Origin of the sequence: Flavobacterium suzhouense (genome assembly GCF_042684765.1) — a bacterium.
GTDB classification, from domain to species: Bacteria; Bacteroidota; Bacteroidia; order Flavobacteriales; family Flavobacteriaceae; genus Flavobacterium; species Flavobacterium suzhouense.
Window position 1 is genome coordinate 183162 of record NZ_JBHUMD010000029.1, and the last position, 13641, is coordinate 196802.

The following is a 13641-nucleotide window of genomic DNA, read 5'->3' on the forward strand; positions in this document are numbered from 1 at the left end:
CCTGTTGGATAATAATCCGGCAGGCTTTTTAGTTATAGCATAATAAAGTATATTCTTATGAAAAAGTATTTTTTTTTTTGGTTATCAGCTATTGTTTTTATTTCCTGTGGAAAAAAAATTGAAGGTGGGACAGAATTTTATTTTAATGATCCACAGCCTGTAAATGATTCGGAGCTTAGTTTGATTCCTTCAAAATTTATTGGTGAATATAGTAATGGCAAAAATGAAACGCTTATTGTTTCACAAACAGCAATATATAAACAATTTAATACAATGTATCCTAAATCTATTATAGATTCTTTAGGAGTGTTAAAAAACGGGAAATTAACTACTAATGATACATATGAGGTACTTGATGCTGAGATAATAGGAGATTCACTTTATATTAAAGGAATATTTGGTGATACTATATTTAAGTTTTCACCAGTTCATAAAATGAAACGTATCAATGGCAACTTAGTTGTAAGTAGTAAAGATTCTATATTTTGGAGGGCTAATATTATTTCTTTAACTAAAGATAGTTTGAAGATTAAATACTTAACTGATAAAGAGGATTACAATCAGATAAAACCTTTAGTGAAAAACATTAAAACAAATGAGGATACTACTGTTGTTAAGATTAACCCGACCAGACGTGAGTTTGCAAGAATACTAAAAATTAAAAAATTTGGTTGGGAGCAAGGATATAAAAAAATAAAATAGTCTATTTTTATGTTTTTAACCTAACGACCGACAACTAACAACCATCAACTAACATCCAAACAAATGAAACTACTAGCCTTTGGCGGAAGCAGCAGCAAACATTCCATTAATAAGCAGCTTGCTACTTATGCCGCATCACTTTTTAATGCCGATGAAACCGAAATTCTTGACCTAAACGATTATGAGCTGCCTTTGTTCAGCGTGGATAAAGAAAAACTCATCGGTGCACCACCAATCGCAAAGCAATTCCTTGAGAAGATAGAATTTGCTGATGTACTTGTTATTTCTGTAGCTGAGCATAATGGAGGGATGACCGTCGCCTTTAAGAACATCTACGACTGGGCTTCACGTCAAAAGAAACTGGTGTTTAATAATACACCATTGTTATTGCTTTCTACTTCGCCCGGTAAACGTGGAGGAGCGAGTTCCCTTGAGGCTGCACAAATCAGCATGAAATGGTATGGTGGGAATATAAAGGCAACGTTCTCATTACCTTCTTTTTTAGAGAATTTTGATACAGAATCAGGTAAAATATCCAATAAAGAATACGACGATGCGTTAAAAGAAATTATACGCAATTTCGACTATGAACAAAAAGCTTAAGCAGGTTTTCCGTTTTACAGGCAGGTTTGTGCTTGCCATCGTATTGTTTATTGTTGTCTATGTGCTTTTTGCGTTTCTGTTGGCACATATTCCTGTAAATTCCAATCCTGAAAAAAGTGACGAAGTAACTATCTATATCAATTCTAATGGTGTACATACGGATATACTGGTTCCTGTTAAGAATGAAATAAAAGACTGGACACAGGAAATTCGTTATGAGCAGACCAAGTCTAAAGACAGTATAATGAACTATGTGGCTTTTGGTTGGGGTGATAAAGGCTTTTATCTCGATACACCTGAGTGGAGCGACCTAAAAGCTAGTACGGCTGCTAAAGCGGCTTTTTACCTTGGAACATCAGCTATGCATACCCGCTTTTACAATACGGTAAAAGAAGATGCTGAATGCGTAAAAGTCACCATTAGCAAGAAAGATTATGCAGATATGGTAAAGTACATAGAGGATAGTTTTCAGTTGGATGAAAACAATCATGTACAATGGATAACCAGTCATAGCTATGGTAAATATGATGCTTTTTATGAAGGACAGGGTAAATACAGCCTGTTTTATACCTGTAATACCTGGGCTAACAACTGTCTGAAATCCGGACATCAAAAAGCTGCATTATGGACAGTTTATGACAAGGGGATTTTTTATCATTACAGATGAGTAAAATAGGAAAGTTTTTAGGCAATATAAGATACGCTGCGATTGTTCCTTCAATTCTATTATTATTTTCTTTTTTAGTATCCAGAATAGCCTATTATTTTCGTTTTAGTGGCTATAATTGGATTTTTACTTATGGGTCATTGTTTGGGTTACTTTTATTTTTAGTAGCCTTAATTTTTAGTTTTGTTTATACTGCTGCTCTGATAATCGAAATGAATAGGAATTATAAAAAGTATGATTTTTTAAGGTTGCTGTTAAGCCTGTTACCATTGCTTATTGTTTTTTTATGTGTTTGTTTAGTATAATAAATAGAACTTCAGAGTTTAACATTTTATGGCACTTTTTTTGTCATGCTTAAGACATGAAAAACATATTTAAACTATTCAATACAATACTTTTACTGTTTATAGGCTTTCATGTTAATGCTCAGGACTATGCAAAGGTTGATAGTATCGTTAATGCTTACCCAAAATCTTTTTCATCACCTGATAAATTGGCGGAACAGATCAATAAGGATTTTAAGCGCGATGATGAAAAAGCCCGTGCTATTTTTACCTGGATCGCTACTAATATAAAATATGATTATGCCGCTTATGGCGTAAACGAGCGTCCTATTGGTTTTACATATAAAACGCAGGCAGAAAAAGAAGCGAAGCAGAAAGCCATGAAGCAGGAGCTTGCGCAAAAGACACTCAAATCTAAAAAAGGAGTGTGTCAGGGGTACTCTACTTTGTATCTTGTTGTGGCAGAAAAGACTGGACTTGAATGTGAAATTATTCCCGGGACATCTAAATCCCATCCTTCGCATATTGGTAAGGCACCCGGTGCCAGTGACCATGCGTGGAATGCCGTGAAGATTGGTAACGAATGGAAATTGTTGGATACTACCTGGGGAGCCGGTACGGTAACAGGGGAGAAACCTGAGTTTAAATTCAAGTTTAATGATAGGTATTTCTTTAGTGATCCGGATACTTTTTTCCTGAACCATTTCCCTGATGACAAACGTTGGCTGCTAACAGATAAAACCGAAAAAGATTTTGCAAATCTTCCGTTGTATTATGGTGATTATCTGATGAAAGGTTATGAGTTCACGGCTCCCGAGGCGGGTGTTTTTAAAGCAGTGTCTTCCGGATTTATTGAGTTTAAAGTGAATAATCTGAAACCTGGTGATATGGTGCATTATGCATACAGCAGGGATAGGATTATCAAAGAAATTAAACCTGAATTCAAAGGTGAAACAGCCATATTTAAAGTGCCTTTGAACAATGGTTCTGTGGGTACGCTTACCATTTATATCAATCAAAAATCAATTGCTTCTTACAGGATAAATAAAGCTTAGGATTAAAATATCTGATTAGTGCTTAAAATTGGCCGGATTGCATTGGAATCTTAATAAGTTTCTGCAATCCGGCTTTTATTTTTTACGTAGAAATGCTACATTAGCAGAAAATCCATAAAATTTTATGCTGGAGCAGAATCAGTACACTGAAGATAATATCCGTTCACTCGACTGGAAAGAACATATCCGTATGCGTCCGGGTATGTACATCGGTAAGCTGGGCGATGGCTCTTCTCCCGATGATGGTATCTATATCCTTATAAAAGAGGTTATTGACAACTCCATTGATGAGTTCGTCATGGGTACCGGAAAGACCATTGAAGTTACCCTAAAAGACAAAACCGTAAGCGTTCGTGACTTTGGACGTGGTATTCCGTTGGGTAAAGTGGTAGACGTAGTGTCTAAAATGAACACCGGTGGTAAATATGATTCCAAAGCATTTAAGAAATCGGTTGGTCTGAATGGTGTCGGTACCAAGGCAGTAAATGCGCTGTCGAATTATTTTCGTGTTGAATCGGTACGTGATGGCATCATTAAAGCTGCCGAATTTTCTGCAGGTGAACTTACAAACGAAGAAGCAGAAACCGAAACCAGCAAGCGTAAAGGAACTAAAGTAACCTTTATTGCGGATGATACAATTTTCAAGAATTACAAATACCGTAATGAGTACATCATCAAGATGCTCAAGAATTATTGCTACCTGAATACAGGTCTTACGATAATTTATAACGGTGAAAAATATTTTAGCGAGGATGGTCTTAAAGACCTTCTTGCAGAAACTATTAGTGAAGAAGACAGGATCTATGATATCATTCATCTTAAAGATGATGATATTGAGATTGCTATGACACATAGTAAAACCCAGTATAGTGAAGAGTATTATTCTTTCGTAAATGGTCAGAATACTACACAGGGGGGGACACACTTAGGTGCTTTCCGTGAAGCTATAGTAAGAACGATCAAAGAATTTTACAATAAGCCTTTCGAAGCATCAGATATTCGAAAATCCATCGTTAGTGCGATAAGCGTTAAGGTTGAGGAGCCTGTATTTGAATCACAGACCAAAACCAAACTGGGTTCTACCGATATGGGACCTGATGCACCAAGTGTACGTACATTTGTAAACGACTTTATCAAAAACAAGCTGGATAACTTCCTGCACCGCAATCCTGAAACTGCCGATGCGTTGCTTAAAAAGATACTACAGGCAGAACGTGAGCGTAAGGAACTTTCAGGTATCCGTAAACTGGCAAGGGACAGGGCTAAGAAAGCGTCGCTTCACAATAAGAAACTGCGTGACTGTCGTGTACACCTTACCGATGCAAAAAATCCGCGAAGCCTTGAGAGTACGCTCTTTATTACTGAGGGGGACTCAGCTTCGGGGTCTATTACCAAATCGAGGGATGTGAATACCCAGGCGGTTTTCAGTTTGAGGGGTAAGCCTTTAAACTCTTACGGTATGACCAAGAAGATCGTGTACGAAAATGAGGAATTCAATCTGCTTCAGGCAGCATTGGATATTGAGGAGGAAATGGAGAACCTGCGTTACAACAACATTGTAATCGCTACCGATGCCGACGTAGATGGTATGCACATCCGCCTGCTATTGATTACGTTCTTCCTGCAATTCTTCCCTGAACTGATAAAGGAAAACCACCTGTACATATTGCAAACACCATTATTCAGGGTTCGTAATAAAAAAGAAACCATTTACTGCTACTCAGAAGATGAGCGAAAAGCTGCAATAGAAAAGCTAAAAGGCAAACCTGAGATAACACGATTCAAGGGATTAGGTGAGATTTCACCGGATGAGTTCAAGCATTTTATAGGCCAGGACATCCGTCTTGATCCTGTTTTGATGGATAAGGCTACTTCTATAGAAACACTTTTGGAGTTCTATATGGGTAAAAATACCCCGGACAGGCAGGAATTCATCATCAATAACCTGAAGGTAGAACTTGATGCGGTTGACGAGTAAAACTTCCTGATCAGTCACAATTTGCAATAGAGACGTAGCATTGTTACGTCTGTTGTGTTTAAAATCAAATTTCAAAATTCGGTAGTTAATACATGGACGAAGAAGAAGATATAAATTTCGAGCCTTCAAACGGAGAAGGAGAAGGTAACGGAGATCATTTTTACGATAAGGAAGAAAATCCTGAATCGGGCGATACCATTACCAAGGTAACCGGTATGTATAAGGACTGGTTCCTTGATTATGCTTCATATGTAATCCTGGAGCGTGCTGTACCTGCTATTGAAGATGGATTTAAGCCGGTTCAGCGCAGGATCATGCACTCACTTAAGGAGCTTGATGATGGCCGTTACAACAAGGTCGCCAACGTAGTAGGGCACACCATGCAGTATCACCCACACGGTGATGCAAGTATTGGAGATGCCATGGTGCAGATCGGTCAAAAGGACCTTCTTATCGATACGCAGGGTAACTGGGGTAATATTCTTACCGGTGATGGTGCGGCAGCATCCCGTTATATTGAGGCCCGACTTTCTAAGTTTGGGCTTGAGGTGTTGTATAGTCCTAAGATTACTCCGTGGCAGCTATCCTATGATGGTAGGCGTAATGAGCCTATCAATCTTCCGGTTAAATTCCCTTTACTATTGGCTCAGGGAGCCGAAGGTATTGCGGTAGGTTTATCTACTAAAGTACTTCCGCATAACTTTAATGAACTTATTGATGCGTCCATCAAGATACTAAAGAATAAACCATTTACACTTTTCCCTGATTTCCCGACCGCGGGTATTGCCGACGTTTCAAACTATAACGACGGTATGCGTGGGGGACGTGTAAGGGTTCGTGCCAAGATTTCACAATTAGATAAAAGTACTTTGGTTATCACGCAGATACCATTTAGTACTAACACTACTACTTTAATTGATAGTATCCTTAAAGCAAATGAAAAAGGAAAGATTAAAGTTCGTAAGATCGAAGATAATACCGCTGCTGATGTTGAGATTCTGATACATCTTCCGGCTGGTGTTTCACCTGATAAAACTATTGATGCGCTGTTCGCCTTTACGGCATGTGAAACTTCGGTTGCACCGCTTGGCTGTGTAATCGAAGATCATAAGCCACGATTCATTGGCGTTAGCGAAATGCTTAAGATATCAACCCACAGAACGGTTGACCTATTAAAACGCGAGCTTGAGATTGAACTTGATGAGCTTGAAGAAAGCTGGCATTTTCAGTCATTAGAGCGTATATTCATTGAGAACAGGATCTATCGCCTTATTGAGGAAGAAGAGACTTGGGAAGGTGTTATAAAAGCTATTGACGAGGGATTAAAACCTCATACAAAACATTTACGCCGTGCTGTAACTGAAGAAGATATCGTAAGACTTACTGAAATCCGAATTAAACGTATCTCTAAATTCGATATTGATAAAGCGCAGGAGAAGATTGAGGCGTTAGAAGGTGAAATAGAGAAGGTGAAATACAACCTGGATCATATCATTGACTTTGCTGTTGATTATTTCCAGGGACTTAAAGACCGTTATGGTAAAGGACGTGAGCGCAAAACCGAGCTTCGAAGCTTTGACAATATTGAAGCCACTAAAGTAGTTCTGCGTAATACCAAGCTTTACGTGAACCGCGAAGAAGGTTTTGTGGGTACAGGACTTAAAAAGGACGAATACGTTGCCGAATGTTCAGATATAGATGATGTTATTGTATTCCTGCGTGATGGTAGTATGATGATTACTAAGGTTGATGTGAAGACCTTTGTGGGTAAAGACATCATCCACGTTGCAGTTTTCGATAAGAACGATAAGCGTACAATCTATAACATGATTTACCGTGATGGTAAGTCGGGACCGTCGTATATAAAACGTTTCAATGTTTCCGGGGTTACGAGGGATAAGCCTTATGATCTTACTCAGGGTAATAAAGGTTCACAGGTTTTATACTTCTCTGGTAATCCTAATGGGGAAGCAGAAGTGGTAACCATACTATTGCGTCAGGTAGGTAGTGTGAAGAAACTCAAATTTGACCTTGATTTTGCTGATATGGCTATTAAAGGGCGTGCCTCAAGAGGAAACACCGTTACTAAATATCCTATTAAGAAAATTGAACTTAAGGAAAAAGGTATATCTACACTGAAACCGAGAAGGGTATGGTTTGATGATACCGTACACCGTCTCAATGTTGATGGCAGGGGTGAGCTTTTAGGTGAGTTCAGGCCAAATGACAGATTACTTATCATCAATCAGTCAGGTAAGCTTAAGACCATTATCCCTGAGCTTACTACGCACTTTGATGAGGATATGATAAAACTGGAGAAATGGAATCCTAAAAAACCGATTTCAGCGATCTATTATGATGGTGAAAAAGAACGTTACTATGTGAAGCGTTTCCTTGTGGAGAACGAGAATAAAGAAGAGACTTTTATTACAGAGCATGATAATTCCCAATTGGAGATTGTTTCTACAGATTACAGGCCTGTTGCTGAAGTTATATTTGCAAAGGTAAAAGGAGTCCAAAAAGACAATATAACAGTTGATCTTGAGAATTTTATTGCTGTAAAAGGCATTAAGGCACTTGGTAACCAATTAACAACTGATAAGGTAAAACAAATTAATTTGCTTGATCCGTTGCCTTATGAAGAGCCTGAAGAAGAAATGCCTGAAGAGATAGAGGTTAGTGGAGATACAGAAGTAGAAGAAGCTAATACTACTCTTGAAGATGATGGACAGATTACATTATCATTAGATTAAAAACAGACTCCCGCTATTGCGGGAGTTTTTTTATTGCATAAAAAAGGCTTCCAAATGGAAGCCTTTTTTGATTTGGAGATATATTATTTGGAAGCACCAGATTTCTGGTTTTTCATTTCTTTCTCAATCATGTCGTAGAACTGGTCAATTTTAGGAAGTACAAGGATTCTTGTTCTTCTGTTTGTAGCTCTTCCTTCAGCAGTATCATTAGAAGTTAAAGGTACATACTCGCCACGTCCTGATGCTACCAGACGCTTAGGGTCAATACCGAAGTCAGTCTGAAGTAATCTTACGATAGAGGTAGCACGCTTAACAGAAAGATCCCAGTTGTCCTGAAGTACAGGGTTTTTGATAGGCACGTTATCAGTGTGTCCTTCAACCATACATTCGAAGTCCGGTTTATCCTGAACGATTTTTGCAACTTTACCAAGAATTTCTTTAGCTCTGTCGCTTACCTGGTAGCTACCGCTTTTGAAAAGAAGTTTATCGGCGATAGAGATGTATACCACACCTTTCTCAACATTAACTTCAATATCCGGATCGTTTACACCAACCGCTCTCTTAATACTTGTAACAAGTGCAAGAGTAACAGAGTCTTTGCGTGTAAGTGCATCCTGAAGTCTTGTAATTTTAAGATCTTTCTCTTTAAGGCTTTCAAGAGATTTCTCAATGTTTTCAGCTCCTTTAGAAGATAGTGTAGTAAGATTACCTACAGTACTCATAAGGTCTGTATTGTTCTTTTTAAGATCATCCATGTGTTTTGCCATAGCATCTTTTTCAGCAAGGCAGGTGTTAAGCTTAACAGTAGCACTGTTTAGCATGTCCTGGATTTCTTTGTTTTTAGCTTCAAGCTCGGCAATCTTCTTTTTAGAACCGCATGAAGTCAGCGTCATCGCTGCTAACGTAAGTACTAGAATGGTTCTTCTCATAAAAATTCAAGTTTAGATTTCTAACAAAATTAAGTAATAATCAAAAAAATATAACGTACTTGTCTATAAAGTATTGTTAAATTTTTTATCAAATATCTTGCCTTTTCTTATGAAATACAAGTATACAATACTCTTTACCCTGAAATAATTATGGTATTGCTTTGAGCCTCTTTTGTTTATGAACCTGAAAAATTTTAAATAAAAATAAAAATGTGATTTTAAAATAGCCCACAGATGAGCAAATTCTCCTTTAAAGACATGTCTGATACCCGAAATTCCATCCTGTGAGAGTCTTAGAAAGAGTACAGGAAAGAGTTTTGAAGTGGGTAAATTCTTTAGCATCATCCATAGAGAATTCCTGTAATTAAGGAATGTTTTTCTGGGGCTTCCAGTGTTTAATGTTGCTCCTCCCACATGGTATACAACGCTTTCACCACAATACATTACCTTTAAATTATTGTTATACGCCCTCCAGCATAAATCTATTTCTTCCTGATGTGCAAAGAAATCTTCATCAAAGCCATTAAGTTTTCTGTAAACTTCTTTGCGAATAAAGAAGCATGCCCCTGAAGCCCAAAAGATTTGTGCAGTATCATTATACTGGCCTTTGTCTTCTTCAATCGTATCAAATATACGTCCCCGGCAAAACGCAAGACCATATTTGTCGATAAAACCTCCGGCAGCTCCGGCATACTCAAAGTGGTTTTTATTTTTATAATCCAGTATTTTGGGTTGAATGATGGCAGTTTCATTATCTTGCTCAAAAAGAGAAAGAATTGGCTGCAGCCAGTTTTGGGTTACTTCAATGTCTGAATTTACAAGAGCGTAAATATCTTCATCAACCTCTTGTAAAGCCTCGTTATAGCCTTTTGCATAGCCAAAGTTACCTTTGTTTTGAATGATCTTCACTTCCGGATATGCTGCTCTGATGTACCCGACCGAATCATCTGTAGATGCATTATCGGCGATATATATAGTTGCTTCAGGTGAATATTTTGTTACAGAAGGTAAAAACTGTTCAAGCAGGTTTTTTCCATTCCAGTTTAAAATTACTACAGCGATGCTTTTCATTGATTAGTGGTGTATTCGGGTAAATCCTGAAGGAAAAAATACTTTTCCTGTTCATAGTCCATTTGACAAAAATAATGATTTAGCCCATTAGTGACCATCATGTAAACAGCATTTAACGACATATTATAACGTGCAATCTGATCAAAAGTATTTTGAGAGATAGTAACAGCGGGAGCTTTACACTCAACTAAAAGAAATATAGATCCATCCGGTTTAAAAACAACTATATCATATCTTTTATTTAAACCGTTTATTTTAACAATTTTTTCTACATTAACATGAGATTTTGGATATTTTTTCTCTTCCAGAAGAAAGCGAACTACATGTTGTCTTACCCATTCCTCGGGAGTGAGAATGATGAATTTTTTACGTATCTCATCAAAAATGGCGACCTTATTTTCACTATTTTTGAAACGGAATGTATAGTTGTTGAAGTTTAGCTTTTGCATAGAGCAAATGTAACTTTTTTAGTGCTACTTCCATATCTAATCAAATAAGCATAGTGGACGAAGTTATTAAGATCATAAACGAAATAAAACAGGGCAACATAAAGCCCATTTATTTTTTTATGGGTGAGGAGCCCTATTATATAGATAAACTTACTGAATATATTGAAGATAATGTTCTTTCGGAAGAAGACAAAGGTTTTAACCAAATGGTGCTTTACGGAAAGGATGTTTCTATAGAAGATGTAGTTTCGAATGCTAAACGTTACCCTATGATGGCTGACAGGCAGGTTGTTATAGTAAAAGAAGCACAGGAGCTTTCAAGAAATATTGAAAAATTAGAGAGTTATGCAGAAAATCCTCAACCTACAACGGTGCTTGTTTTTGCTTATAAATATAAAACGCTTGATAAACGTAAAAAGGTAACTAAGGTTCTGGAAAAGAAAGGCGTAGTTTTCGAGAGTAAGAAAATGTATGAAAACCAGGTTGGCGAATGGATCAAGCGTGTACTTCAGGGTAAAAATTACACGATAGAACCTAAAGCAGCCGCTATGTTGGTTGAATTTTTAGGTACTGATTTGAGTAAGATAAGTAATGAGTTGGATAAGCTTATGATCATTTTGCCTAAAGGAAGTACGATTACAGCTCATGCGATTGAAGAGAACATAGGGATAAGTAAGGATTATAATGTATTTGAATTCCGTAAAGCGATAGGCGAACGTGATCAGCTGAAGGCTTACAAGATTGCGGATTATTTTTCCAATAATCCTAAGGACAATCCTATTGTAATGACAACAGGATTGGTATTTGGTTTCTTTTCCCAGTTATTGCAGTATCACGGGCTAAAGGATAAGAATCCATCTAATATAGCAAAGGTGTTAAAAGTTAATCCTTATTTTGTAAAGGATTATGACGTGGCAGCGCGTAATTACCCTATGAAAAAGGTTAGTGCTATTGTAGCTGCCCTAAGGGATGTTGATGTAAAAAGTAAGGGTGTTGGTGCAAATGCTATTCCGCAATCGGACCTGCTGAAAGAGATGCTTGTAAAGATTTTTAATTAAGCATTTTAATCACGATATTTGCGGGCTATAAAATTGAAGAAACACGATGGGAATGAATAAGAATACCATTTTAGGATGGGCAACTTTTATAATGATACTCATGGGCCTCTTGCTCATTGGGCTTGGCGCATTCAGGTATAACGATATTGCCGGTTATGGCTTTGCCGCAGTAGGTATAGGCTTTTTTGCTATTGCCTGGGTATTCAGCTCTCTTAAAGGACGAGTGTAACCATAAACCATAAACTAAAAACAATAAACATTTAAAAAATGTCAGACGATAAGAAAGTAATATTTTCAATGTCCCGGGTAAATAAAACTTACCCGGGCGCACAAAAACCTGTTTTAAAAGATATTTACCTGAGTTTTTTCTATGGTGCCAAAATTGGTATCCTTGGACTTAACGGATCGGGTAAATCATCACTATTAAAAATTATTGCAGGTGTTGATAAAAACTACCAGGGTGATGTAGTATTTTCTCCGGGATATACAGTAGGTTACCTTGAGCAGGAACCGCTTCTTGATGAAAATAAAACTGTTATTGAAATCGTTCGTGAGGGTGTTGCTGAAACAGTAGCGCTTCTTGATGAATTCAACAAGATAAATGATAGTTTTGGCGATCCTGAGGTATATGAAGATGCTGATAAGATGCAGAAACTTATGGATCGTCAGGCAGAACTTCAGGATAAAATTGATGCTGCCGGCGCATGGGAACTGGATACCAAACTAGAGATTGCAATGGATGCGCTACGTACTCCGGAAGCTGATACTCCAATTAAAGTACTTTCAGGTGGTGAGAAAAGAAGGGTGGCTTTATGTCGTCTTCTTTTACAACAGCCTGATGTATTATTACTGGATGAGCCTACCAACCACCTTGATGCGGAGAGCGTACTGTGGTTAGAGCAGCATTTAGCACAATATTCAGGAACTGTAATTGCCGTTACGCACGACCGTTATTTCCTTGATAACGTTGCAGGATGGATTCTTGAGTTAGACAGGGGAGAGGGTATTCCCTGGAAAGGGAACTATTCATCTTGGCTGGATCAAAAATCTAAGCGTATGGAGCAGGAAGAAAAAGTTGCTTCTAAACGTAGAAAAACCCTTGAGCGTGAGCTTGATTGGGTAAGACAGGGAGCTAAAGGCCGTCAGACGAAACAAAAAGCGCGTCTTCAGAATTACGACAGGTTATTGAATGAAGATCAGAAAGAACTTGACGAAAAACTGGAAATCTATATCCCGAATGGTCCAAGGCTTGGTACGAATGTAATCGAGGCCAAAGGTGTTGCTAAAGGATTTGGAGATAAATTATTATATGATAACCTAAACTTTACCTTACCTCAGGCAGGTATCGTAGGTATTATCGGTCCGAATGGTGCCGGTAAAACGACAATCTTCAAAATGATCATGGGTCAGGAAACTCCTGATGCAGGTGAGTTTAGTGTAGGTGAAACAGTTAAGATTGCTTATGTAGACCAGTCGCATGCGAATATTGATCCTAACAAAACTATCTGGGAAAACTTCTGTGACGGTCAGGAATTGATCATGATGGGTGGAAGACAGGTTAATTCACGCGCTTACCTAAGCAGATTCAATTTCAGTGGTAGCGACCAGAATAAAAAGGTGGCTACATTATCAGGAGGGGAGCGTAACAGGCTTCACCTGGCTATTACACTAAAAGAGGAAGGAAACGTACTATTACTGGATGAGCCTACGAATGACCTTGATATCAATACACTTCGTGCACTTGAGGAAGGTCTTGATAACTTTGCAGGTTGTGCAGTTGTAATTTCCCACGACAGATGGTTCCTTGACAGGATTTGTACTCACATCCTTGCTTTTGAAGGAAACTCTGAAGTATATTTCTTTGAAGGAAGTTTCTCTGAATATGAGGAAAACAGAAAGAAACGTCTTGGTACAGATATTACTCCTAAGCGTATCAAATACAGAAAGCTTATCAGATAATCATAATCCGATAAAATATAAATCCCGCTTAGGCGGGATTTTTTATTTGAATGTCTCGTCCTGAAAAAAGTTGACTAATAAATGTCAATATTATGAAAAATCAGGATTTAAAGGGGACCGGTTTATCCCCGAG

General features: G+C 37.8%; 12 protein-coding genes. 9 read left to right on the forward strand and 3 right to left on the reverse strand.

The features are described 5' to 3' along the window. Positions 1-57 precede the first annotated feature (57 nt). The 6 genes from ACFSR3_RS15790 to ACFSR3_RS15815 all read left to right on the forward strand — a co-directional run bounded on the left by ACFSR3_RS15790 (position 58) and on the right by ACFSR3_RS15815 (position 8042). Positions 58-702 carry a hypothetical protein gene (locus ACFSR3_RS15790; RefSeq protein WP_379822353.1) on the forward strand — a complete coding sequence of 215 codons (645 nt, stop codon included), beginning with the start codon at positions 58-60 and terminating at the stop codon, positions 700-702. Positions 703-765: 63 nt separating this feature from the next. Further along, on the forward strand, positions 766-1305 hold the full coding sequence (locus ACFSR3_RS15795) for an NADPH-dependent FMN reductase (protein ID WP_379822354.1): 540 nt from the start codon (positions 766-768) through the stop codon (positions 1303-1305). Beyond that, positions 1289-1972 carry a TIGR02117 family protein gene (locus ACFSR3_RS15800; RefSeq protein WP_379822356.1) on the forward strand — a complete coding sequence of 228 codons (684 nt, stop codon included), beginning with the start codon at positions 1289-1291 and terminating at the stop codon, positions 1970-1972. The genes ACFSR3_RS15795 and ACFSR3_RS15800 overlap by 17 nt, the downstream gene beginning before the upstream one ends. Before the next feature lie 361 nt (positions 1973-2333). Further along, positions 2334-3311, forward strand: a complete 978-nt coding sequence (locus tag ACFSR3_RS15805; protein ID WP_379822358.1) for a transglutaminase domain-containing protein — start codon at positions 2334-2336, stop codon at positions 3309-3311. Between the two features lie 124 nt (positions 3312-3435). Further along, a complete protein-coding gene (locus ACFSR3_RS15810; RefSeq protein ID WP_114756796.1) occupies positions 3436-5289 on the forward strand; it encodes a DNA topoisomerase IV subunit B in 1854 nt (617 codons plus the stop codon). A gap of 92 nt (positions 5290-5381) precedes the next feature. After that, positions 5382-8042, forward strand: coding sequence for a DNA gyrase/topoisomerase IV subunit A (locus ACFSR3_RS15815; protein ID WP_379822360.1), 2661 nt, complete (start codon positions 5382-5384; stop codon positions 8040-8042). A gap of 83 nt (positions 8043-8125) precedes the next feature. Here ACFSR3_RS15815 and ACFSR3_RS15820 read toward each other — a convergent pair whose 3' ends face one another. From ACFSR3_RS15820 to ACFSR3_RS15830, 3 genes are all read right to left on the reverse strand, one after another. After that, positions 8126-8971: an OmpA/MotB family protein gene (locus ACFSR3_RS15820; RefSeq protein ID WP_114756794.1), complete on the reverse strand. Its 846-nt coding sequence runs from the start codon at positions 8969-8971 to the stop codon at positions 8126-8128. Positions 8972-9034: 63 nt separating this feature from the next. After that, a complete protein-coding gene (locus ACFSR3_RS15825; protein ID WP_379822361.1) occupies positions 9035-10042 on the reverse strand; it encodes a glycosyltransferase family 2 protein in 1008 nt (335 codons plus the stop codon). Further along, a complete protein-coding gene (locus tag ACFSR3_RS15830; RefSeq protein WP_379822364.1) occupies positions 10039-10491 on the reverse strand; it encodes a type I restriction enzyme HsdR N-terminal domain-containing protein in 453 nt (150 codons plus the stop codon). The genes ACFSR3_RS15825 and ACFSR3_RS15830 overlap by 4 nt, the downstream gene beginning before the upstream one ends. 53 nt (positions 10492-10544) lie before the next feature. On the opposite strand from ACFSR3_RS15830, the gene holA reads away from it, so the two are divergent. Genes holA through ettA form a run of 3 tightly spaced genes read left to right on the forward strand, consistent with a single transcriptional unit; the run spans position 10545 to position 13508 of the window. After that, complete coding sequence (gene holA, locus ACFSR3_RS15835) at positions 10545-11549, forward strand: DNA polymerase III subunit delta (RefSeq protein ID WP_379822365.1); 1005 nt, start codon at positions 10545-10547, stop codon at positions 11547-11549. Positions 11550-11601: 52 nt separating this feature from the next. Next, positions 11602-11778, forward strand: a complete 177-nt coding sequence (locus ACFSR3_RS15840) for a CAL67264 family membrane protein (protein ID WP_169519004.1) — start codon at positions 11602-11604, stop codon at positions 11776-11778. Positions 11779-11816: 38 nt separating this feature from the next. Beyond that, a complete protein-coding gene (gene ettA, locus ACFSR3_RS15845; RefSeq protein ID WP_114756789.1) occupies positions 11817-13508 on the forward strand; it encodes an energy-dependent translational throttle protein EttA in 1692 nt (563 codons plus the stop codon). The last annotated feature ends 133 nt before the right edge of the window (positions 13509-13641 follow it).